The organism is Desulfuromonas sp. KJ2020, from assembly GCF_024197615.1.
In the GTDB taxonomy this organism is placed as follows: domain Bacteria; phylum Desulfobacterota; class Desulfuromonadia; order Desulfuromonadales; family SZUA-540; genus SZUA-540.
The window spans coordinates 1244248-1266986 of record NZ_JAKUKE010000003.1; the positions used below are offsets into that span (position 1 = coordinate 1244248).

Here is a 22739-nt window from a genome sequence, read left to right on the forward strand (position 1 = left end):
GGCAGTCCTTTACAGGATTTGAGGCAAGAAGAAAGGATTCAACCGGCAGTCGGCGTCAAAACAGCTAGCCAGACGAGACAGAGGCCTCCTGCTCATCATTGGGATAGTTTTCCAGCCCGAACTTCTTACGCCGGTAGCGCAGGGTGTCGAGACTCATGCCGAGACACTTGGCGGCTCGGGTCTGATTGCCCCGGTAACGGGTCAACGCCTGCATGATGTAAGCCTTTTCCACGGCCTCGATGGAAATCCCTTCCGGGGGCAGAATGACACGAGGCAGGCTCGGATCATCGGCAAAAACAGTCTCTTCAGCCTGGATCGAGGCAGGAAAGTCATGGATGATGGCTGAAGATCGGGAAGAGGCAGAGGCTTCCAGGTCTTGGCCGTCGGTAAAATTATCGGATATTTCCTGGACTTCAGGAGGAAAAAAACGGGAGGTCAAAAGCGGCCCCGGTTCCATAATCATGGCGCGTTCAATGACATTGCGCAACTCACGACAGTTCCCGGGCCAATTGTAGCGATTAAGACAATCGAGCGCCTCCGGAGCCAGTCCTTCGATTTTTTTATGGTAGCTTCGATTGATCTTGTCAATGAAATAGGAGGCGATCTGTCCGATGTTCTCCCGACGCGCCCGCAAGGGCGGGAGTTGAATGCTCAGGACATTGAGGCGAAAAAAAAGATCGCCGCGGAAGGTTCCTTCCTGCACCATGGCCGACAGGTTCTGATTGGTGGCAGCGATGATGCGAACGTCGACTTCCGAGTCCCGGTTGCTACCCAGCCGACGATAGCGTTTGTTCTCGATGACCTTAAGAATTTTGGCCTGCATGGCCAAAGGCATGTCACCAATTTCATCCAAAAAGACCGTGCCGCCATCCGCCGCGGCGAAAATGCCTTTTTCCGAGTTGGCGGCGCTGGTAAAGGCGCCTTTTTCATGACCGAAGAGTTCATTTTCGAGAAGATGCTCGGGGATAGCCGCACAATTGATATCGATGAAGGGCCGGTCACGACGGGGACTGTGCTGATGCAGGGCGCGGGCTACGAGCTCTTTGCCGGTGCCGCTTTCGCCTAGGATGAGCACGGTTTTGCACTGCGCTTCGGCACAGACCTTGATCATCTTGAAGACTTCCATCATCTTGGCGCCGGTGCCGATCAGACGGTCGTAGTCTTCTTCGGGAGAAGACTGGGGCTGGGGCGGGTTGATCGGCATATTCAGGGTTCTTTTTTCAAGAGCCTGAGCGATGGTCTGATGGATGGCGGCAATATTGAACGGCTTGCCGATGAAATCTTCCGCCCCTTGCTTTAAAGCTTCGACGGCGGAGTCCATATGCGAGTTGGCCGTAATGATAATGACCGCCAGGCTGGGATCATGAGCCTTCATCTGCTTGAGCAAATCCAACCCATTGGCATCAGGCAGAAAGACATCCAGCAACACGACATCCGGGGAAAAGGAATTCAGTTTGGCGAGGGCCTCCTCCCCCGTACCGGCGGTATCGGTCTCATAACCGCTTTTCCCCAGGGATGTTCCTAGAGACCAACGGATCAATTGTTCGTCATCAACGACCAGTACCCGATTATTCGCCATGCGAATCCTACCTTCACCTTTCTGTCGGCGTTACAGCACACAGCCTTATTCGAGGCAAGATAACGACAAGAAGCTTGCCCCATTAAAATACAATTCGTAATTCAAATTTGCAAATATATGGCAATCAATATAAGTATTTAACACCTATCCATTTTGAGATATTGATCCAAACTGTCAAGCAAATATTTTCTAATGAGCCCAAAAGCCTCTATTCAGAGAAAAAATCATATCACAACAATAACACAATCGACAAACACCTGTTTCAATCGTTCTCTTTAATGCTAAATAATAGTCCATTTTTTAATATATAAGAATACACAGATATACTCCTTGCCTCTTTTCATTCAATCATATTGCCCGTTCACAGCCTTTCATTTTTAATCTCACCTTGTGAAAACCCTTTTCCGGGGGAATGTCTGATGGGGATTTGCACGTTTTTTAGGGCATTTCGCCTGTCAATCACTCATCAGCAAGGATCACTCATCTTCCGTGAACATGGCGAACTCATGAAATTCTAAGAGGTTACAAATGAACTCACAAGACGGCACAGCCCCTGCAAAAGCCAGGACATTATCTGCGGACGTTACTGGCGGCCCCCAGTTAAGAACATCATTAAAAGAGAGGATAATCCATTGCCGTCATCTTTCCCTCATCGCGGCTTTTTCTGGGTGCTGGCCTTTTTGGTTCTCGGCATGGAAGCTTTTGGGCCTGTCTGCGTAGCCGGAAACACCGACGTACCGACCTTAAACTCGGAGCATTGTCAGCTTTGCCACAAAACAGCTCCTCTGGATATTGCCGAGGCCGGTGGGGCGCACAAAACCCAGATTACCTGCCTCGACTGCCATCAGGGGCACCCTCCCCTGCAAATGGAAATCATCCCGGCCTGCCAACTCTGTCACACGGGCAAGCCTCACTACGCCCTGGAGCAGTGTCTCTCCTGTCACACCAATCCCCATCGTCCCCTTGAGACGACCTTCCCCGAAAAAATAACCGCGCCCTGTCTGACCTGCCATGAAACTGAGTCAATCGCCTTGCAGACTTATCCATCAGGTCATAGCCAACTCAGCTGCACCGGCTGTCACCTGGTGCACGGCCCCCCACCGGCCTGCACCGAGTGCCATCGCCCTCATGATGAGGAGATGAAGTCATCGTCCTGCACGGGGTGTCATGAGGCCCACAGTCCGACAAGACTGGAATACAGGCAAGCCGTATCCGCTTCGGAATGCAGCTCCTGCCACGGCGATATTAGGGTTCGTCTGGCCGAAAGCGCCAGTCGCCACACCAGACTGGATTGCCTGACCTGCCACCTTTCCAGGCACGGCAGCATTCTGGATTGCACCGGGTGCCACGGCACGCCCCACTCCAAGACGATTCACGATCAATTTGACCGCTGTCAGGAATGCCACAATGAGGCTCATAACCTGAGCATCTGACTTTTTATGATGTGCATGCACATGGCTGGTAACGATGGGATGAAATGAATGATGAAAAACTCAGCCGATGAGATGAGAGCACCGGGAAAAACCGCCTATCTCCACAACTTCGCCAATGACCCCGGACTGGACTACGCCCACCGGATTATGGAAGAGAACCAGGAGCGCCTGGAAAAGATTTTTTCCAGCGTCCCGGTGGGTATCCTGGTCATTGAGGCCGAAAGCCACCGCATCATCGATGCCAACCCGAAGGCGCTCGAAATGATCGGGAGCCATCGTGAAAAAATCCTGGGGCACATCTGCCACAATTTCATCTGTCCCGCCAAAGAGGGAGAATGCCCCATCACCGACAAGGATCATGCTCTGGACGGTTCGGAGCGCAGCCTGCTCACCATCAAAGGGGAAAATATCCCCATCCTGAAAACCGTGTCAACCATCGGCATTGGCGGAAAAAAGCATCTCATCGAGAGTTTTCTGGACATTTCCGACCTGAAGGCGACCAAACTCAAACTGGAGGAGAGCGAAAAGCGTTACCGGGATCTTTTTGAAAACGTCAGCGACATGGTGCAGATGATATCACCGGACGGCCGCATTCTCTACAGCAACCCGGCCTGGGAAAGTCATCTGGGCTACGACAACCGGGAAATCGCCAGCCTGCACATAACCGATATTATCGAACAGGCCTGCCGTGAAAAATTCATGGCTACGGTTGCCCGCCTGTCCGCCAGGCAAAAACCGGGTTTGGTGGAGACCGTATTCACAGCCAAGGACGGGCGAAAAATTCCGGTGGAGGGGAACATCAGCTTTCAGAAGGAAGACGATAAACTGACTGGCATTCATCTGATCTGGCGGGACATCACGGTGCGCAAGGCCGAAGAGGCGCAGATCGTCGATCTGAACAGGCAGCTTGAGTCCATGGTCTCGGAAAAGGATCGGCAACTGCAGGACGCCCAGATTAAGTTGATACGAGCCGAAAAAATGGCGACGATTACGGGCATGGCCCATGGCACAGCCCATGAATTGAACAATCCTGTCAGTGGTATTCTCTGTGCCGTTCAGGTTCTCAGGGAGAGCAAGCAGCTCCTCCTTAACGATCGGGAAACCATCCAGGCCGCCCAGTGGCTGGAGGCCATTGAAAAAGCAGCTACCCGATGCGTCAAGATCGTCGATGACCTGAATGTCTTCTGCGACCAGGAAAAGACGGTTTTTCTCAAAACGGACATCGGCCACATTCTGAACCGCGCCCTTCATGCCCTGGAGCCGGAAATTGAAGCCAAGAGCATCCGGATTACGATGCCTCCCCCCCCCCAGTTGCCCCGCATCGACGCCGACCCCTGGCAGCTTGAGCGCCTACTGACCAACGTGTTGCGAAATGCCATCCTGGCCGTCGACAAAAGCACCGGCGAAATTCGAATAGCAAGCAGTGTGATCAAAGATATTGGCAGTGATGACCCGATGGTTCGCCTTTCCATCGGCGACAACGGCTGCGGCATCCCGACGGAAAACCTGTGCCGCATTTTCGACCCTTTCTTCACCTCCTGGTCTTCGGGCAAAAGAACTGGCCTAGGGTTGACGGTCTGCTACGGCATTGCCCGTCGACATCATGGCGACATCGATGTCTACAGCAGCGAAAAGGGGACCGAGGTGGTTGTCACCTTGCCGATCAGCCATCCCGGCCGAGAAACCTCCGTCTGATTTTCGCCCCTCTTAACGACGGGCGGTTTCCGGCAGGATGACGTGCTCGAGCAGCATGACAGCGGCCACCCCGACCACAAAGCCATTGCCAAGGATAGGCCGCAGCACCGAATGCATGGACAGCAGGGCCGCCTCCGGTAGGAAAGCGACGATGGTTCCCAACAGCAGGGGAAGGCCAAGGATCAGGCCATCCTCAAAAAGAAAACCGCCGGGAGCTTCGAAAGCCAGCAGCATACCTGCCGCCACCTGGGCGCACAGGATATAGAGCAAAACAGAGCCCATCACCACGGCCGGTATGGCCGCCAGCCAGACCAGAGCCGCCGGCGAAAAAGCCAGCGTCAAAAGCACCAGCCCCGTCGGCAGCAGGGCATATCGCGACGCACAGCCCGTCGCCATCACCACCCCGGGGCTGAGAGAAAAGTTCACGGGTCCGATTACTCCGAGCCAGCCGGACAACAGGTTGGCCACCCCCGTCACCGTAATCCCCCGGCGCACCCTCCCCTCCATGCCTTGCGCCCTGACCACGTCTCCGATGCTTTGGATGGATCCCAGGTCATTGATGGCAAGGGCCAGATAGCAGCAGAGAAAAGAGACCAGCACCCCCGGATCCAGACGCAAAGACGAGGTGATATTCACGCCAAAATGCCCAATCCAGGGCAAGGTGACCTGTGCCTCTGGGGAAAGGTCGGGGAAAAGAGCGTAAAAAGCCAGGCTCCCAACCACCATGGCCACCACGATCAGCACGGCTTTTTTCGGACCGCGCAGCCAGCGGTGCAAAAGAAACATGCCCAGAAGCAAGGCCATGGCGAAAACAAGACGGGACAGGGGAGAGCCACCCGACTGGCTGCCGATAAGCAGGTTCATGATAGGCGCGGCTAGGGTAAAGGCGATGAGCAGCAGAACAAGAGCCACCACCCGCGGCGTGAAGAGCCGCTGCAGCACGGGAAAGAGGCCAAAAAAACTGAGCAGGGCCAGCACCGTGCCGCCAATCATGACCGAAGTGTAGATTGTCGGCAGGTCATGTCCCTGGCTGGCGACCACCCCGATAAGGAGCACCGCTGCCGGGCCAAGGACCAGCGGAAGCCGGTGGCCGAACAGGAGCTGGATGATAAGCGTGACAGCCGTGATAAAGAACAGCTTCTGCAGATAAATGATCTGACCGGTCTGCTCCGGAAACTGCAGTTGCCCGACGATTCCGCCCACGATAACCACCCCCGGCAACGAAATTGCCAGCCACTGCAGCCCATACAGAACAAGCTCGCCAGCGGGCAACCTCTCATCAAGACCTCGTTTAAACTTCACGGTTCCACTCCTCTTTCTCATGAATTGCGGTCATCTTGACGCGCTCCCTCTTGTATCACAGGATCACCCGATAGGCCATGATGAAGGTTTTTCGGTATCGGTCCTCTTCGCCCCTGAGGGACTTTCGTGAATTTTCATTCAAATTCGCGGCCGGATATGGTATTTCTAGAGCCCTTGCACCTTCGTTTGACGACCAAAACGAATCCTTCTTTTCAGCCGATTCGACAACAGGGTATCTACCTGCCATGCTTCAGCTTTTTAATATCAGCAAATCCTACCAGAAAGATGCTGCTGCCCTTGAAGACGTCAACTTCAAAGTGGGCAAAGGCGAGTTTGTCTATATCACCGGGCCATCCGGGGCCGGCAAATCCACTCTGCTCAAGCTCCTCTATGGGGCGGAAAAACCGTCCCGGGGGCAGATACTGATGAACGGCCAGAACTTTACCCGCATGGGGGCGGCAAAAATCCCCTACATGCGACGGCGAATCGGCATCGTTTTTCAGGATTTCAAACTTCTCAATACCCGCACAATCTTTGAAAACGTGGCTTTCCCCTTGGAAGTTCAGGGAAAAAAACGTTTTGAAGTCGGCAAAAAAGTCTATCAGGCCCTGCAGCACGTTGGTCTTGAGCACAAACTACAGCGGCGCCCCCTCGAACTCTCCGGCGGAGAACAACAGCGGGTGGCCATTGCCCGCGCACTGGTCATCGATCCACTCATTCTCATCGCTGACGAACCCACAGGCAATCTCGATGCCGAAGTCACCCGCGATATCATGACGCTTTTCAAGGGAGCAAACGCCCGCGGCTCTACCGTTTTGATTGCCACGCACGACCGTGAGATGATCCGGCAGTTTCCCCGCCGCGTTATTTCTTTGGACAAAGGACGGGTGGTCGAGGACCGCCAGCCCTGATGAGGGGCCGGTGAGGTCAGTCACCGTTGCCGGTCACCAGGAAACACCACAGGGAGTTGTACCTTGTTTGAAAGTCTTCTCTATTTTCCACTCCGGGCCCTGCGCAACATGCGCCAAAGCCCCTTTTTGTGTACCGCCGCCATTGCCACGGTCGCCGTCTCCCTGACTATTCTGGCTTTTTTTGCCATCGTCGTGCTCAATGTGCAGAAACTGACCTCCCACTGGAGTAAAGAAGTCCAGATTGTAGCCTACCTGGACCAGACTCCCGACCAAGGCCAGCTCAAGGTCTGGATGACGGAGATCAGCAATCTGCCGGAGGTCGCTGCTGTCACTTATGTTTCTCCCGCTGAAGCCCACAATCGTTTCAAGACCCGCCTGGGACAGGACGCCGGCCTGTTGGACGGACTGGCGACCGACATCCTGCCAGCCTCGCTGGAAATCACCCTGAAGGAAGATCAGCGAAATCGCCTCGGCATCGGCAAAGTCATTTCGCACCTGCGCCAGGACAGCCGCTTTTCCGACCTGCGCTATGGCCAGGAGTGGCTGGAAAAATTTGAAGCCTTCGTCGCCTTGCTCAAGATGGCCGGAGCTTTTCTCGGAGGTTTTCTCCTTTTTGCCGCCCTCTTTATCGTTTCCAACACCATACGTCTCACCCTCTTCGCCCGCCGTGACGAACTGGAGGTGATGGCCCTGGTGGGAGGCACTCCCCTCTTCATCAAAGCGCCCTTTTTGCTGGAGGGGGCCTTTCAGGGCGCCATCGGCGGCTGTCTCGCTCTGGCCGGTTCATACATGCTCTACCTTGTTTTTCTCAAAGAGGGATTATCCTCTTTGCTGCTGACCACCGGCGTCAACACCATTACCTTTCTCCCTTCCCACTACGGTCTTGCCGTGATTCTGGCCGGCCTTACCCTGGGATTTCTTGGGAGCCTGCTCTCGCTGCGAAAGCTTGTCCGGATCTGATGGCTAACGTCCCTTCTCCAAGATGGCTTTACCTGCTCGGGATTCTGGGTTGTGTCGTCAGCCTGTTTCTGGCCACCACCGTTTTGGCCTCACCCCGCGAAGAGCTGGAAAAGAGTCGACAGACGCTGGAGGCCATCCAGCAGCGCATTGAGCAAACGGCCAAGGACCTGGATCGGAAAAAGTCGGACGAAGCCTCTTTACGCAGAGACCTGGAGACGGTCGAAAAAGAACTGCGTAAAATTGATCGACGCAAAGCAGGCCTGAGCAAAAGGCTGGAGCAGCTGAAAGAGGAAGAGGCCGAAAAGGAAGAAGACATCCAGCAGACGAAAGTCTCCATCGGCCGCCTTGAAGGACAGGTCGAAAAGCGCCTGGTCGCCCTTTACAAAGGCGCCGACGCCAATTTTATTCGTATCCTTTTCGCCGGCATTCCACCGGCAAAAATCGCCGAAGAGTATGATTTTCTCGGGCGCATCGTGGAAAAGGATCGGCAGCTTCTCCATGACTACCGCAGCAACCTGGCTAACCTGGAAAAGGCCCGAATCCAACTGGAAAAACTGCAGAGAGAACAAAAAGAAGCGTTGACCGCCCTGGCCGGCGAAGAAACCAACATCGCCCAGGCTCGTAAGCTCAAAAGCCGGCTGCTGGGGCAGGTACGCAGTGATCGCGACTCCCTCGCTCTGGAACTGGCTGAATTAAAAGAAAAAGCTCAGCGTCTGAGCGATCTTGTCAAAAAACTTGAATCGGAAAAGCCGCGCGGGTATAGTCAGAAATCAGGCCTTTTCGCCGCCCGGAAGGGGCACTTGCCCTGGCCTGCCGCCGGGAAAATCAGCATCGGCTTCGGCTTGGGCCGCCATCCTGAGCTCGGCACCGAGTACGACAGTCATGGCCTGGAAATCAGCGTGGGGGTCGATCAGCCGGTTTCAGCCGTCGCTCCCGGAAAAGTCATCTTCGCCAGCTGGTTCAAGGGGTATGGCAATCTTCTCATTCTGGACCACGGCGACAGCTTCTATACCCTTTACGCCCAAACCTCGAGGCTTTTGAAAAAGGTGGGAGACGCCGTCGCGGCAGGGGAACAGATCGCTCTCTCGGGCTATGAGGGGAAAGAGAATCTCTATTTCGAAGTCCGTGAAGGACGAACCCCCCTCGACCCGACAAAGTGGCTCGTTCCAAAGTAGACAACCACAGATGGAGGAAAACCGATGCACAAAGCCAGGCGGTCAACGATCCTCATCCTCGTCATGGCCCTTGTTCTGCTGGGATGGATTTCAACGGGGGCGTCGACCCCCACCAGCCCGTCCGAAGTTCGCGCGCAATATGAAAACATGGAACTTTTCACGGATGTGCTGTCCATCATCCGCAAAAATTACGTGGAAGAACCGGATACCAAGGAACTGATCTACGGGGCCATCAACGGCATGCTCAATTCTCTTGATCCCCATTCCGCCTTCATGCCACCGGACATGTATAAGGAAATGAAGATCGATACCCGGGGTGAATTTGGCGGTCTGGGCATTGAAATCGCCATCCGGGACAGTGTTCTGACCATCGTGGCTCCGATTGAAGACACCCCCGCCTACCGGGCCGGGTTAATGGCAGGCGACCAGATCATCAAAATCGAAGATCGCTTCACCAAGGACCTGAGTATCATGGAGGCCGTCAAGCTGATGCGGGGCCCCAAGGGGAGCAAAATAACCATTACCATTATGCGCGAAGGATTTGAAAATCCGAAAGCGTTCACGCTGGAGCGAGAAATCATCAAGACCAAAAGCGTGAAGTCGCGAACTCTGGTCGACGGCTTTGGCTATGTGCGTATTTCCCAGTTCCAGGAACGTACGGATTCAGACCTGACCAAAGCCCTTGAGAATCTTATGGCGGAAAACGGCGATGCTCTTGAAGGGCTGGTGATCGACCTCCGCAACAATCCGGGAGGGCTGCTCGACCAGGCGGTCAACGTCTCTGATCTCTTTTTGTCATCCGGTCTTATTGTTTACACAGGGGGGCGCGAAAACGACAGCCAGATGAAATTCGAGGCTCACCCCGACAACACCATGCCCTACACGCCTACGGTCGTGCTCATCAATAACGGCAGTGCGAGCGCCTCGGAAATCGTCGCTGGTGCTCTGCAGGACCATGGCCGCGCCGTCATCATGGGAACCCAGAGCTTCGGCAAGGGCTCCGTACAGACGATCATCCCCTTGAGCGACGATTCGGGTCTGCGACTGACCACAGCCTATTACTACACACCCAGCGGTCGATCCATTCAGGCCCTGGGCATCACCCCGGATATTGTGGTGCCTGAAATGGAGGTCAAAGAAATCCAGTCCTCTCACGCCTTCAGCGAGAAGGATCTGAAAAACCATTTTGAGACGACCGACTCCACACCCGCCAGAAAAAAGGGGGCCAGTGCCCAGAGGTTTCCATTGAGCGCCGATGACATGAAAGACTACCAGCTCATGCGGGCTTTAGACCTCCTGCGTGGCTGGCAGGTCTTCAGCACACTGCACCAACCGGCGGCCTGATTCACATCAACCATCGAACCAGAGGGGGATGCTGCCATCCCCCTTTTTCATTATACCTATGGCCAAACAGAAAAAAACGCCTTCAAAAAAAACCAAACGCAAAAAGAAGCGCCAGCAGGCCACCTGGCCTTGGCTGGCTCTAGCGGCTTTTGCGGCCGTGGTCTGCCTGTTGTTGGCCCTCACCCTCCTGCCGCGGATGCTGGAGAAGAAAACCCCGCCACCCGCTGCGACCAAAGATCCTTCAATACTGACCGAAGTTCTGGTGGAGGACATCCGGATCGAAGTCGAGAGCGCCTTGCTTCGCGCTGGCGTCAAGCTGCCAACGCAGGCGCTGAAAGACCTGGCGCCAGGCGCCTCATTGACGGTAGAGGGAGCCTATCCCGAAACGGCGGCACTCGATACACTGCAAAAACGGCTCAAACGACTCTCCGGAAATATCGAAGTACAGAATCATCCGACCCAAAGAACGATTGTCATCCTGTGGAATGGACGGCTTCTCTTTGGCATCGAATATCCACCGGAGCCGTCAGTTCCCCCGGACGCCCCGCCGGGGCCCCGCGTCGCCATTATCATCGACGACGTCGGTCGCGACCTGGCCACGGCGCGGGAAATTCTCGACATCGATCTGCCTCTCAACGTGGCCATTCTCCCTTTCAGTCACAAAGCTTTTGAGATCGACGAGTTGCTTTATCAGCAGGGGCGGGAAATTCTTATTCACATCCCCATGGAGCCCCAGGGATATCCTGACAAAAATCCTGGCCCCCAGGCTCTTTTCGTCAACCTCGATCGGGACGAGATCAGGCGCAGGTTTGAGGCCTATCGACAACGAGTACCCCATGCCACCGGCGGCAACAACCATATGGGTTCCCGTTTTACCGAAGAGCGCGACGGGATGCGCACCGTTCTCACTCTGATGAAAGACGATGGCTTGTTTTTTGTGGACAGCCTTACCACGCCACGCTCCGTCGCCTATGCCGAAGCGGTCAAGATGGGCATACCTTCCGTTGAAAGGGATGTCTTTCTCGATAATGTGCAGGTCGCATCACGCATTCTGGCCGAAATCCGTAAGCTGGCCGCTCTGGCACAAAGACAGGGCACCGCCGTCGGTATCTGCCATCCGCACCCAGAAACACTGGAAGCTTTGCGGCAGTCGGTCAAAATTTTCCAGGAATACGGCGTCACCGTGGTGCCCGTTTCACAATTGCTCAGGTCTTAGGGCGACTGCGTACATTCAGTGGAGGGAATATCAGGGAAGTTGACGGCGAATCTTTTCAGCGGCGGTCTGCAAAGCGGCATATTCGCCGGTGGTCAGGATTTCTTCCGGGGTATCGCTGTGTACTTTGCGGATCAGCAGAAACTCTTCGCCGAGTCGTCCATCCGCCGAAGCGATCGTGTTAGAGAGAAGCTGCTGCAGATCGGCTGATCTTGGCAAAGAATCCAAGGGGATGGATTTGTGGGAGACTTCGAGCCCCTGCCGATCGAAGCGGTAGAATGACAGTTCCTGCCGAAAGAAACCGCTCGTCCCCGGCTTGCGGTGAAGAACGAAATAGGCCTGCGCCGCCGACTCCCGGAAAAAGCCCTTCAGGGTGTCTTCGGCGGTCGCCGTCGGTGCGACACCATGGAAGTGGGTCAACGCCAGTTGGTTGAAGCAGTCGTCATCCATGAAACCGAGAACCCGACCGTCGGAGGTTTCGGCAAAGTAGCCGGCCTCGCTCACGCCCCCGTCAGTGCGTAGAGGTCTTCCGCAAACAAGGCAGGTCGGGTGGACTCGAGAGCAGCGTTCCCGATAGGCCGCCTCGTTGCGCGTAGACTCAGCCTGAGTTGCCGTCATGATCTCTGCCAGCCGACGTTGGTCATCCTCCTGGGCCCCCAGATATACCTGGCGGGCGAGATGGGCAAACTGCAGGTGAACATCGGTGTTGCGGCCATGGGTCAATATGGGATAGACGCGACCTTCCGGATTGGTGTTGAGCGATTCCACCTTGGGACTTTTAGCGATATAGCCTTCGAAACAGCGGTAACCACGATTGATGGCGTACCCCTTGAGAAGTTGATAGGAATCTTTGAAGGTGCCGCTGTAGTGAACCCGCGAATCGAGCAGACAGGGAAGAACCCGAATCGCCCGCCGCGACAACTGCAGACGGTCGAAAAAGGCATAGAGGTTGCGACAATTCTCCAGGGAAGGCGCATCTTTTACCGGCACGATGACGCGATCCGAGGCAAACAGGGCGTTTTGGGTAAACACGTCGAGATCGGGTCGGGTATCGATGATGACGATCCCCTGCAGACCGGAACGGCCCAGAATGCGGCCTAGGATATCGACCCGGTCCAACCGATTGCGCAACCGGCTTAAATCGCGACTGGAGGGGATGAACTGGACCCCGTACTCGCCGAGTTCAACAATTTCCCGCAGGGGGCGATCGGAAAAGAGATCGGCCACCTCCCCCTCGCCGTGGGTACGGCCGATGCGAAACATCTGATCGACGGAAAAATGATTGTCAAAACTGAAAAGGGTGACGGGCAGATCCTCATTGAGGGCCTTGAGATAAACTGCCAGGTTGGTAGCCAGGGTGGTTTTGCCCACTCCCCCCTTTTCGCTGGATACGGTTACAATGTAGGGCTGATTTGTCAATCGGCTCATCTCCTGTTTTTGAGACCCTACATATAGGGTATAAACCACAACTTGTCAACTTCTAACCCCAAGATATTGTTATGAGCATGTTGCCTCACTCGGAAAAGATCCTGACTGTCAGCCGCCTTAACGCCTTGCTTAAAGAGACTGTTGAGGACAACTTTGTCCAAGTCTGGGTTGAAGGGGAGATATCCAACTTTACGCCGGCCTCCTCGGGACACTGGTATTTCTCCCTTAAAGACGAAAATGCCCAAATCCGTTGCATCATGTTCCGCGCCCAGGCAAGAGCGCTGATATTTCGGCCGGAAAACGGCAGTCGGGTTCTCTGCTGCGGACGAATCTCCCTTTACACTCAGCGGGGGGACCTGCAGCTGATCGTCGAAGCCATGGAAGCCAGAGGATTCGGCAACCTCCAGCTGGCCTTCGAACAGTTGAAACATAAACTCATGGAGGAAGGACTTTTCGACAGTCAACACAAACGCCCCCTCCCCTCCTTTCCACAGACTATCGGTATTGTCACTTCGGCTACCGGGGCAGCCATCCATGACATCCTCACCGTTTTGCGCCGCCGCAGCGTCGGCTTGCGCGTTCTACTCCGGCCCGTTCGCGTGCAGGGAGAAGAGGCCGCCGGAGAAATCGCCGAAGCCATCGCCGACCTGAACCGCCAGGGAACTGCCGATGTTCTTATTGTCGGCCGCGGGGGTGGTTCCCTGGAAGATCTCTGGGCCTTTAACGAGGAGAAAGTGGCCCGGGCCATTCATGCCTCGAAAATTCCCGTCATTTCCGCCGTCGGTCACGAAGTTGACGTGACCATCGCCGACTTTGTCGCCGACCTGCGCGCGCCGACTCCCAGCGCCGCGGCGGAGTTGGTCGTCAAGAACCGGCAGGAACTGGAAGGTCATGTTGACCATCTGATTCTGCGACTGGCCAGTCAGATGGGCGGTCGGCTTCACCTCATGCAGGAACGTCTCGATGGACTGGCCAGGCGCTTGCGATCGCCGGCCCAGTCCCTGGCAATGATGAAGCAACAACAGGAGAATCTCAGCCTTCGCCTGACTAGGGCCATGGCCCGAAGACTGGAAACAGCCGGCAGTCATTTGGGCGCTACGGTCGCGCGGTTGGATACTCTTTCCCCACTGAAAACCCTCACGCGCGGCTACGCCATCGCGTTTCGGGAAGATACGGGCGATATCGTACGCCGAGCCGGGGAACTCGCGCCTGGAGACCAGCTGAAAATCCGCTTTGGTCAAGGAAGTGCGGTTGTTCAGGTTAAAAAGGTTTTGCCATGAATGCCCTCCATAGAAGCCCGAAAAACCTTGACTCATCCCGAGAGCACAGGGATAATTATCCATTTATGAGGGAGCAAAATGGCGAAAAAAGATTCTTTTGAAAAAGCCCTGAAAAATCTGGAGAAGGCGGTGGAACGCCTGGAAAACGGCGACCTCGCCCTCGAAGAGGCCCTCGAATGTTTTGAGGCCGGCATGATCAGCGCCAAACAGTGCCAAAAATATCTCAAGGACGTGGAAACCAAAGTCGAACTTCTCATGAAAGACAAAGAAGGAAACTTTTCCACCGAACCGTTCGACAAAACAGAATAATTCTATAGACCGGAGTCCGCATGGATCTCAAAGCCTATCTGAAAACTCATCAGGAGCGGGTTGATGGGGCCCTTTCCCGCTACCTTCCCGGTGAAGAAACCCTGCCGGCACAACTTCACAAAGCAATGCGCTACTCGGTCTTTGCCGGCGGCAAACGGGTTCGCCCGATACTGATGATTGCAGCCTGTGAAGCGGTGGGCGGCGTTATCGAAACCGTCCTGCCGGCAGCCTGCGCCATGGAAATGATCCACACCTATTCCCTGATTCATGACGATCTACCCGCCATGGACGACGATGATTTCCGCCGCGGCCGCCCCACCAACCACAAGGTTTTTGGCGAGGCCACCGCCATTCTGGCCGGCGATGCCCTGCTGACGGAAGCCTTCAACCTGCTCTCCGCCTCGGAGAGTGCAGAAAACATCTCGGCGGAAACCCGGCTGCAGGTCCTGAACATCATGGCGCGATGTGCCGGTTCCATGGGAATGGTAGGCGGACAGGTGGTGGATATGGAAGCAGAGGGGCACGACATCGACCTCCCCACGCTGCAATATATCCATACCCACAAGACCGGCGCTCTTATTCTCGCCTGCCTCCAGTGCGGCGCCCTCCTGGGAGGGGGCAACAAGGACCAGTTTGATGCCCTCAGCCGCTACGGGGAAACCGCCGGGCTGGCCTTTCAGGTGGCCGATGACATTCTCGACGTCATTGGTGATCAGGAAGTTCTCGGCAAGGACGTTGGCAGTGATCAGGCCCGCGGCAAAGCAACCTATCCTGCTCTCATGGGACTGGAAGAAGCACAACGCCGGGCCCAAGAGCTCAAGGACCTGGCTATTGAAGCCCTCGGTTCGTTCGATCATCGCGCTGAGCCGTTAAGAGCGATTGCCCGCTACATTGTGGATCGCTCCAGCTAACGATATATGAGGAAAACTATGAGTCGCATTCTGGAAAGACTGGAATCTCCCGCTGAATTGAAAGACCTCTCTCTCACGGAGTTGGCAACCCTGGCCCAGGAAATCCGGGAGGAGATTATCGGCACGGTCTCTCAAACCGGTGGGCACCTGGCCAGTTCCCTGGGTGTCGTCGAACTGACCATCGCCTTGCAGAGAGTTTTTACCACGCCGGACAACAATATCCTCTGGGACGTGGGGCATCAGGCTTACGCTCACAAGCTGTTGACCGGGCGCCTTGATCGTTTTGCGACCTTACGTCAGCTCAACGGCATCAGCGGTTTTCCAAAACGTTCTGAAAGTCCCCATGACTGCTTCGATGTTGGCCATTCGAGCACCTCCATCTCGGCCGCACTCGGCATGGCAGCCGCACGCGACCTGAAAAAAGACGATGAAAAGGTCGTCGCCGTCATCGGGGACGGTTCCCTGACTGCCGGACTGGCGTTTGAAGGAATGAACCAGGCCGGGCATCTCAAGAAAAATCTCATCGTGGTGATTAACGACAACGAGATGTCCATATCGCCCAATGTCGGCGCCCTTTCCTCTTTCCTCAGCCGGAAAATGACCTCCGAGTTTTTCCTCCGGTTTAAAAAAGAGACCGAGAACGCCCTGAATCATGTGCCGCGATTTGGCAAAGATCTGTTGAACCTGGCCCGCCGCGCCGAAGAATCCCTCAAAGGCTTTCTCACCCCGGGGATGCTTTTTGAAGCCTTTGGCTTCGATTATTTCGGGCCGATAGATGGCCATCAACTTGAGGACCTTCTTGAAACTTTTCAGAACGTCTCCAGGATGAAAGGACCGATCGTGGTGCATGTCCTCACCCGCAAAGGCAAAGGCTACCCACCAGCCGAAACGAATCCAGCACTCTTTCACGGCGTCGGTCCCTTTGACCGGGAAACCGGCGCCATAGCGTCTGACAAGTCCGGCGCCAAGAGCTACACGGCCGTTTTCGGACAGTATCTTGCCGAACTGGCCCAGGCCGATCCTCGCATCACCGCCATTACCGCCGCCATGCTTGAGGGAACAGGGCTCAAAGAGTTTGCCGAGCGTTTTCCCGAACGCTTCTATGATGTCGGCATAGCTGAACAGCACGCTGTCACCTTTGCCGCCGGCCAGGCCTGTAAAGGGCTGCGCCCGGTAGTCGCCCTGTATTCAACCTTCCTCCAGCGCGCCTACGACAATGTCCTCCACGACGTCTGCCTGCAGAATCTGCCCGTCACCTTTGCTCTTGACCGTGGTGGTCTCGTCGGCGCCGATGGTCCGACTCATCATGGCGTTTTTGATCTTTCCTATCTGCGTAATCTGCCCAACCTCACCATTGCCGCGCCCAGAGACGAAAATGAGTTGCGCCGTATCATGAAAACGGCCCTCTTGCACGAGGGGCCGTTCGCCTACCGCTATCCCCGCGGCAACGGTCTGGGATTGGAGCCAGCAGCATCAATCGAACCATTGCCCATCGGCCGAGGTGAAAAATTGTGCGACGGCGCCGATGGCGTCATTTTTGCCGCAGGGGTCATGGTCGAGGAGGCCCTCAAGGCTGCTGAAACCTTACTGGCGCACGAAATAAGCCTGGCGGTCGTTGATGCCAGATTCATCAAGCCCCTGGACCAGGAACTGCTGACCAGTGAAGCCATCCGCACCGGCCTTGTCATCACCTTGGAAGAAAACGTACTGCAGGGTGGATTTGGCAGCGCCGTACTCGAACTGCTGGCCGATGAAGGCATCACCGCCCGTGTTCTTCGCCTCGGCCTGCCGGACAAATTTATTGAACAGGGTAGCCAGGCGGAATTACGCAGCCTTTACGGCCTGGATGCCAAAGGGATATCTCAAACGGTACTCGAGTATTTCGGCACACCGGCCACCACCGTTCATTCTGCAGAGAATAATTAGGGGGCTACCTTGTTCACGAATCAGAACAATCAATCCGATCTTTCTGCCATTGCGAAAGAACGACTTCTCTATTTGCAGGAGATGCCAGCCCCGACCGGGTTGGCAGCGGAGATTTTTGCCATTACCAGCGACGATCAGGTAGAATTGGACCGCGTCGTCGAGATTATTGAAAAAAGTCCCGAAATCACCATGCGCATTCTGCGTTATGCCAACTCCGTCTATTACGGGCATCGTCGACACATTGAAACGCCCAAAGAGGCGATCATCCGCGTCCTTGGACTTTCCTTGACGAAAAGTCTGATGCTCGCCATGGCCGTGGGCCGGACCTTTCAAAAGACATGCCCCGGGTTCGATCAGAAACGCCACTGGTTCAGGTCCTCGGCCTGTGCCTCCATAGCACAAGGCCTGGCCCCGCATCTGTCCGGTATAAATAGTCCAAACGCCGGAATTGCCTACACGGCAGGGCTCCTGCATAACTTTGGTATTCTCGCCCTGGTCAACACATTTCCCGATCAACTCGAGAAGATTTTTGCTGACCAAACGGAAGGTTCGCTACGAACAAAAACCCGCGAACTTCTTGGCATTGACCACCTGATTGTCGGCGGTTGGCTGGCAAGACGCTGGGGACTTCCCGACAACCTGGTCAGAGCCATATCTTTCCACGACGACCCCTTCTACCATGGCCCCCACCAGGAACTGGTGTTACTGACTGGGCTGTGCTGTCGTCTGGCTGGGCATCTCCATTCGCCAGAAAAAAGCCTCGAATTGCCTGACAGTTTACCGGCCAGACTACCCTTGAAACGACAAGACGTTGAAAAACAACTCTCAGCCCTCTCATCAAAACGGGAGGAACTTGCCGCAATGGCCGAACTTCTGGCAGGGGGTAAATAATGAAGCAAGCTTCTCTGGCGTATGCGCTGAATAATATGGCAGCACACTTCGATCAAATGCTCGCGGCCCTTTCCACACTGCAGGATCTCAGCAAAATTAGACCTGAAGTAGTCGATCAAGACCAATGGCTCAAACCCGCCCTAGAGACACTCATCGATCACTTCGGTGTTGCCTTTGGCTCTATTTTCCTTGAAGAGCGGGGACAATTGACAGAAGCGGCTTCTTGTGCCTGGTCTGAGCTTATGCCTCACGCCGCCAAAATGGATCTCGCTGTCAAAAAGCCAGTTCTAAATCAGGAATTGCTGAAACGCACGATGGAATCAGGCCAGATTGAGAATACATCGACCAAAGAGTTTGGATCATCTCAGGAATTTTCTCTGATGTGTACCCCGATCCTCTCTGGCCAGGAAAAACTTGGGGTTATTGCCCTTTCTCATCCTCAACCGACCTTCTTCAATGAATGGCATATCCGTTTATTGCCTTTATTTGCCTCCTTTGTAGGACAACTCATCACGACACACCGCCTGCTCAACAACATGAACAACCAGGTAAAAGCACGCACTCAGGAACTGGAAAATCTTCTGGAAGAGACCACCGAGCTAAAATCCCACTACAAAAAGCTCTCACTCGTTGACGAACTGACGGAACTCTACAATCGTCGTTTTTTCTTTCTGGAAGGGAAAAATATTCTCAATCGAGCAATCCGCTACGGTCACCCCTTTTCCCTTTTGCTGCTGGATCTGGATCGTTTTAAAAGCGTAAACGACCGTTATGGGCACAAGGTTGGCGACCAGGTGCTACAGGGCATCAGCCAGAAACTTCTTCATCTGTTGCGAGAAACAGACCTGCTGGCCAGGGTTGGCGGCGAAGAATTCGCGATTATTCTGCCTGAAACTGACCAAGAAGGAGCTAGACTCTTGGCACAACGCCTCCTGGAAACCATTGCCAAGGTTCCTTTTCATGCCAATGGGGAATCATTTACCATGACTGCCAGCCTAGGGCTGGTTTCGCTTAAGGAAGAGGAACTGGACTGCAAGAAGGGAAGAGAGGCTGATTACATGATCGATCTACTCTTTACCCAGGCTGATTTCGCCATGTATTCCGCCAAGCACCAGGGTGGCAACCGTCTCTGCGAGGCTAAGGCAGATTTGCCCTAGAGACTACGCCACATTCAAAATAAAAAAAGACGCCCTTTAAAAAGGCGTCTTTTTTTTATGGCGGGGCTGACGGGACTTGAACCCGCGACCTCCGGCGTGACAGGCCGGCGTTGTAACCGACTCTACTACAGCCCCAATGGTTGTCTTTAAATCTGGTGGGCGAAACAGGGCTCGAACCTGTGACCCTCGGCTTGTAAGGCCGATGCTCTCCCAACTGAGCTATTCGCCCGAATAAATGGCGGGGCTGACGGGACTTGAACCCGCGACCTCCGGCGTGACAGGCCGGCGTTGTAACCGACTCTACTACAGCCCCGCAAAGACAGAAATAGGAAACAATAAATAGCAGTGAGGAGAAAAGTGGCGTTTAAAGCGCTATTTTTTGTTTCCTACTTGCTGCTTAGTCTTGTATGAAACCAAATTAGTTTACGGAATCTTTAAGAGCCTTGCCAGCCTTGAATTTAGGCATTTTGGCGGCAGCAATCTGGATTTTTGCGCCAGTCTGGGGGTTTTGCCCAGTACGAGCAGCGCGTTCACCCACACTGAAGGTTCCAAAGCCGACCAGGGCCACTTTCTCTCCGGCCTTGAGCGCATCGGTCACTGCATCGGTAAAGGCTTTGAGTGCCTTTTCGGCATCAGCTTTGCTCAGTCCTGCCTTTTCGGCCATCGCATTTACAAGATCAGCTTTCGTCACAACATACCTCCAAGTTTAAGTTTTAACAAAGCCCCGCTGAAATCGCGTAATATATATCAGACTTAGGAAAACAGTGTCAAGAGATTATTTCGGGCATTTTGGCTTAGTGCCGCACCGGTTCTTCAGGGGCTGAAACGTAGCTTTCATCCCCTTCTTCGGCCTTGATGGGCAGCCCCGAAAGAGCTTCTGAAACGACTTCATCCATATGGGCCACAGGCACGACTTCCAATGATTTAAGAATTGTCGGTGGCACCTCTTCCAGATTTTTTTCGTTATCCTTGGGGATAAGAACCTTCTCAATGCCGGCACGTTTTGCGGCCAGAAGTTTTTCCTTTAATCCCCCAATGGGCAACACTCTTCCCCGGAGTGTAATTTCACCCGTCATGGCCAGGCTCCTGTTGACAGGGCGACCGGTAAGAGCCGATGCTAGGGCTGTCGCCATGGTTATCCCTGCGGAAGGACCGTCTTTGGGGATGGCCCCCTCGGGTACGTGGATATGGATATCCACCTTAGGATAAAAATCCTTATCAAGCCCAAGCTCACTCCAACGGGAGCGTACATAGCTAACGGCGGCCTGGGCCGATTCGCGCATGACGTCGCCAAGCTTGCCGGTAATGGTCAGCTTTCCCTGCCCGGGGATCACACTGACCTCGATGGTAAGTAGTTCTCCACCTACTTCTGTCCAGGCCAGGCCGGAAACCAATCCAACCGCATCACGCTCTTCTTTGACGCCATAATTGAATCGCTGCACCCCCAGGTATTTTTTGACCTGCTGTGCGCCTATATTGAAGCGCTTCTTCTTGTCTTTGGAACGAACGACCTCGCGGGCGACCTTACGACAGATATTGGCAATTTCTCTTTCCAGGTTTCGGACACCAGCCTCCCGGGTGTAGCGTCGGATAATTTCGTAGAGGGCCGTATCGGAGAAACTGACCTGCTCCTCGGTAAGACCATGGGACTCCAGCTGTTTTCTCAGCAGGTGCTGACGCGCGATATGCAGCTTCTCTTCCTCTGTGTAGCCTTCAATCCGGATGACTTCCATGCGGTCCTGCAGGGGGCGCGGGATGGCGTGCAGGGTATTGGCCGTGGCAATAAAGAGGACGGTGGAAAGATCGTAATCCACGTCAAGAAAATGATCGCCAAAGGTGTTGTTCTGCTCAGGGTCGAGCACCTCAAGGAGAGCAGAAGAGGGGTCGCCTCTGAAATCGGCGCTCATCTTGTCAATTTCATCCAGGAGAAAGACAGGGTTTTTCACGCCCGCCTTGCGTAATCCCTGGATGATTTTTCCGGGCATAGCGCCAATGTAGGTGCGGCGATGTCCGCGGATTTCGGCTTCGTCACGCAAGCCGCCAAGGGAGATGCGCACGAATTTTCGCCCCAGGGCCTTTGCGACAGAACGCCCCAGGGACGTTTTGCCCACGCCCGGCGGCCCTACCAGACAAAGAATCGGCCCTTTGATCTTTTTGACCAGAGCCTGAACCGCCAGATATTCAACGATTCTCTCCTTGACCTTGTCCAGCCCGTAATGATCGGCCTCGAGAATGCTCTCAGCAAAACCCAGATCCAGCCGATCCTTCGTCCCTTTTTTCCAGGGCAAGGATACCAGCCACTCGATATAGTTGCGCACCACGGTGGCTTCGGCCGACATGGGGGACATCATTTTAAGTTTGCGCAATTCAGCCAAAGCTTTGTCGGTGGCTTCCTTGGACATGCGCTTTTTATGAATCTTTTCTTCGAGTTCGCGGTTTTCCTGCTTGAACTCGTCTTTTTCTCCGAGCTCTTTCTGAATGGCCCGCATCTGCTCGTTGAGATAATACTCCTTCTGACTCCGCTCCATCTGGCTTTTGACGCGGCTGCGGATCTTTTTCTCAATCTGCAGAATTTCAACTTCGCGCTCCATGAGAGCGAGAAGGGCTTCCAAGCGCTGTCGGGCGTCAACGACCGAAAGGATATCCTGTTTGTCGACAATACGCACGTTGAGGTGTGCAATAACCGTATCGGCGAGACGTCCCGCCTCGGACAGTCCGGCGATGGAGGCCACCAATTCGGGTGGAACTTTCTTACTCAGATTGACATAGTTCTCGAAGGTGTCTTTAACGCTTCGCAGCAAAGCCTCAACTTCGGGAGAGTCGGCCTCCTGATCGGAGAGGATATCCGCCTCGACAAAAAAGCAGTCCTCCTGCTCCAAAAAACGCGTGATGTGTCCTCTTTGCTTGCCTTCGATGAGCACCTTGACCGTACCATCGGGAAGCTTGAGAAGCTGAACTACCTGGCCGAGAGTCCCCACGGCATAGATGTCTGCCTCTTCGGGTTCGTCGATCTTGGGGTCTTTCTGGGTCGCCAGAAAAACCATCTTGTCCTTCTCCATCGCGCCCTCAAGCGCACGAATGGACCGGGCCCGGCCCACAAAGAGCGGCGTGACCATGTGAGGAAAGATGACGATATCCCGCAGAGGAAGCAGAGGATAAAGCTCGGAAGCTTCATCTACGTTCCTGGGATGCTCCTTAAAATCAGTCATAGTAGCTCATCGTGAT

18 protein-coding genes and 3 tRNA genes are annotated in these 22739 nt (G+C 54.7%); 13 read left to right on the forward strand and 8 right to left on the reverse strand.

The features are described 5' to 3' along the window. Positions 1-64: 64 nt before the first annotated feature. The gene (locus tag MJO47_RS14150) at positions 65-1579 is read right to left on the reverse strand and encodes a sigma-54 dependent transcriptional regulator (protein ID WP_253961761.1); all 1515 of its coding nucleotides are present in this window, start codon (positions 1577-1579) and stop codon (positions 65-67) included. A 632-nt stretch (positions 1580-2211) separates the two neighbouring features. On the opposite strand from MJO47_RS14150, the gene MJO47_RS14155 reads away from it, so the two are divergent. Beyond that, complete coding sequence (locus MJO47_RS14155) at positions 2212-3012, forward strand: cytochrome C (protein ID WP_253961762.1); 801 nt, start codon at positions 2212-2214, stop codon at positions 3010-3012. A gap of 48 nt (positions 3013-3060) precedes the next feature. Then, positions 3061-4707 (forward strand): PAS domain S-box protein, encoded by a 1647-nt coding sequence (locus MJO47_RS14160; protein WP_253961763.1) that lies wholly within the window; start codon positions 3061-3063, stop codon positions 4705-4707. Between the two features lie 12 nt (positions 4708-4719). Here the strand turns inward: MJO47_RS14160 and MJO47_RS14165 are convergent, their stop codons facing one another. Then, on the reverse strand, positions 4720-6009 hold the full coding sequence (locus tag MJO47_RS14165; RefSeq protein ID WP_253961764.1) for a solute carrier family 23 protein: 1290 nt from the start codon (positions 6007-6009) through the stop codon (positions 4720-4722). Between the two features lie 245 nt (positions 6010-6254). Between MJO47_RS14165 and ftsE the strand changes: the two genes are divergently transcribed. The 5 genes from ftsE (at position 6255) to MJO47_RS14190 (ending at position 11615) form a co-directional block, all read left to right on the forward strand. Beyond that, positions 6255-6920, forward strand: coding sequence for a cell division ATP-binding protein FtsE (gene ftsE / locus MJO47_RS14170; protein WP_253961765.1), 666 nt, complete (start codon positions 6255-6257; stop codon positions 6918-6920). A gap of 63 nt (positions 6921-6983) precedes the next feature. After that, positions 6984-7880, forward strand: a complete 897-nt coding sequence (ftsX, locus tag MJO47_RS14175; RefSeq protein WP_253961766.1) for a permease-like cell division protein FtsX — start codon at positions 6984-6986, stop codon at positions 7878-7880. Continuing rightward, on the forward strand, positions 7880-9055 hold the full coding sequence (locus tag MJO47_RS14180) for a murein hydrolase activator EnvC (protein ID WP_253961767.1): 1176 nt from the start codon (positions 7880-7882) through the stop codon (positions 9053-9055). The genes ftsX and MJO47_RS14180 overlap by 1 nt, the downstream gene beginning before the upstream one ends. A gap of 24 nt (positions 9056-9079) precedes the next feature. Continuing rightward, positions 9080-10399, forward strand: coding sequence for a S41 family peptidase (locus MJO47_RS14185; RefSeq protein WP_253961768.1), 1320 nt, complete (start codon positions 9080-9082; stop codon positions 10397-10399). Between the two features lie 58 nt (positions 10400-10457). Beyond that, complete coding sequence (locus tag MJO47_RS14190) at positions 10458-11615, forward strand: divergent polysaccharide deacetylase family protein (RefSeq protein ID WP_253961769.1); 1158 nt, start codon at positions 10458-10460, stop codon at positions 11613-11615. A 30-nt stretch (positions 11616-11645) separates the two neighbouring features. Here MJO47_RS14190 and MJO47_RS14195 read toward each other — a convergent pair whose 3' ends face one another. Beyond that, the gene (locus tag MJO47_RS14195; protein ID WP_253961770.1) at positions 11646-13031 is read right to left on the reverse strand and encodes a ParA family protein; all 1386 of its coding nucleotides are present in this window, start codon (positions 13029-13031) and stop codon (positions 11646-11648) included. A gap of 86 nt (positions 13032-13117) precedes the next feature. Here MJO47_RS14195 and xseA point away from each other — a divergent pair, with 86 nt between their 5' ends. The 6 genes from xseA (at position 13118) to MJO47_RS14225 (ending at position 19514) form a co-directional block, all read left to right on the forward strand. Then, positions 13118-14320 (forward strand): exodeoxyribonuclease VII large subunit, encoded by a 1203-nt coding sequence (gene xseA / locus MJO47_RS14200; protein WP_253961904.1) that lies wholly within the window; start codon positions 13118-13120, stop codon positions 14318-14320. A 78-nt stretch (positions 14321-14398) separates the two neighbouring features. Continuing rightward, positions 14399-14629 carry an exodeoxyribonuclease VII small subunit gene (gene xseB, locus MJO47_RS14205; RefSeq protein WP_253961771.1) on the forward strand — a complete coding sequence of 77 codons (231 nt, stop codon included), beginning with the start codon at positions 14399-14401 and terminating at the stop codon, positions 14627-14629. Between the two features lie 20 nt (positions 14630-14649). Beyond that, positions 14650-15540, forward strand: a complete 891-nt coding sequence (locus MJO47_RS14210; protein WP_253961772.1) for a polyprenyl synthetase family protein — start codon at positions 14650-14652, stop codon at positions 15538-15540. A gap of 18 nt (positions 15541-15558) precedes the next feature. After that, positions 15559-17466 (forward strand): 1-deoxy-D-xylulose-5-phosphate synthase, encoded by a 1908-nt coding sequence (gene dxs / locus MJO47_RS14215; protein WP_253961773.1) that lies wholly within the window; start codon positions 15559-15561, stop codon positions 17464-17466. A gap of 9 nt (positions 17467-17475) precedes the next feature. Further along, positions 17476-18357 carry an HDOD domain-containing protein gene (locus MJO47_RS14220; protein ID WP_253961774.1) on the forward strand — a complete coding sequence of 294 codons (882 nt, stop codon included), beginning with the start codon at positions 17476-17478 and terminating at the stop codon, positions 18355-18357. After that, on the forward strand, positions 18357-19514 hold the full coding sequence (locus MJO47_RS14225; RefSeq protein WP_253961775.1) for a sensor domain-containing diguanylate cyclase: 1158 nt from the start codon (positions 18357-18359) through the stop codon (positions 19512-19514). Before MJO47_RS14220 ends, MJO47_RS14225 begins: the two co-directional genes overlap by 1 nt. 58 nt (positions 19515-19572) lie before the next feature. Here MJO47_RS14225 and MJO47_RS14230 read toward each other — a convergent pair. From MJO47_RS14230 to lon, 5 genes are all read right to left on the reverse strand, one after another. Continuing rightward, a tRNA-Asp gene (locus MJO47_RS14230) sits at positions 19573-19649 on the reverse strand. An 18-nt stretch (positions 19650-19667) separates the two neighbouring features. Next, positions 19668-19743: transfer RNA gene (locus MJO47_RS14235), tRNA-Val, on the reverse strand. Between the two features lie 7 nt (positions 19744-19750). Then, positions 19751-19827 (reverse strand) — tRNA-Asp (locus MJO47_RS14240). A 105-nt stretch (positions 19828-19932) separates the two neighbouring features. Continuing rightward, positions 19933-20205 (reverse strand): HU family DNA-binding protein, encoded by a 273-nt coding sequence (locus MJO47_RS14245; protein WP_155875668.1) that lies wholly within the window; start codon positions 20203-20205, stop codon positions 19933-19935. Between the two features lie 103 nt (positions 20206-20308). Continuing rightward, complete coding sequence (gene lon, locus MJO47_RS14250; RefSeq protein ID WP_253961776.1) at positions 20309-22723, reverse strand: endopeptidase La; 2415 nt, start codon at positions 22721-22723, stop codon at positions 20309-20311. Between the last annotated feature and the right edge of the window lie 16 nt (positions 22724-22739).

Bases quoted from the DNA above. Each gene is read 5' to 3' on its own strand.
- MJO47_RS14150 (WP_253961761.1), bottom strand. From the start codon at position 1,579: ATGGCGAATAATCGGGTACTGGTCGTTGATGACGAACAATTGATCCGT.
- MJO47_RS14160 (WP_253961763.1), top strand. From the start codon at position 3,061: ATGATGAAAAACTCAGCCGATGAGATGAGAGCACCGGGAAAAACCGCC.
- ftsE (WP_253961765.1), top strand. From the start codon at position 6,255: ATGCTTCAGCTTTTTAATATCAGCAAATCCTACCAGAAAGATGCTGCT.
- MJO47_RS14180 (WP_253961767.1), top strand. From the start codon at position 7,880: ATGGCTAACGTCCCTTCTCCAAGATGGCTTTACCTGCTCGGGATTCTG.
- MJO47_RS14185 (WP_253961768.1), top strand. From the start codon at position 9,080: ATGCACAAAGCCAGGCGGTCAACGATCCTCATCCTCGTCATGGCCCTT.
- MJO47_RS14190 (WP_253961769.1), top strand. From the start codon at position 10,458: ATGGCCAAACAGAAAAAAACGCCTTCAAAAAAAACCAAACGCAAAAAG.
- xseA (WP_253961904.1), top strand. From the start codon at position 13,118: ATGTTGCCTCACTCGGAAAAGATCCTGACTGTCAGCCGCCTTAACGCC.
- xseB (WP_253961771.1), top strand. From the start codon at position 14,399: ATGGCGAAAAAAGATTCTTTTGAAAAAGCCCTGAAAAATCTGGAGAAG.
- MJO47_RS14210 (WP_253961772.1), top strand. From the start codon at position 14,650: ATGGATCTCAAAGCCTATCTGAAAACTCATCAGGAGCGGGTTGATGGG.
- dxs (WP_253961773.1), top strand. From the start codon at position 15,559: ATGAGTCGCATTCTGGAAAGACTGGAATCTCCCGCTGAATTGAAAGAC.
- MJO47_RS14225 (WP_253961775.1), top strand. From the start codon at position 18,357: ATGAAGCAAGCTTCTCTGGCGTATGCGCTGAATAATATGGCAGCACAC.
- lon (WP_253961776.1), bottom strand. From the start codon at position 22,723: ATGACTGATTTTAAGGAGCATCCCAGGAACGTAGATGAAGCTTCCGAG.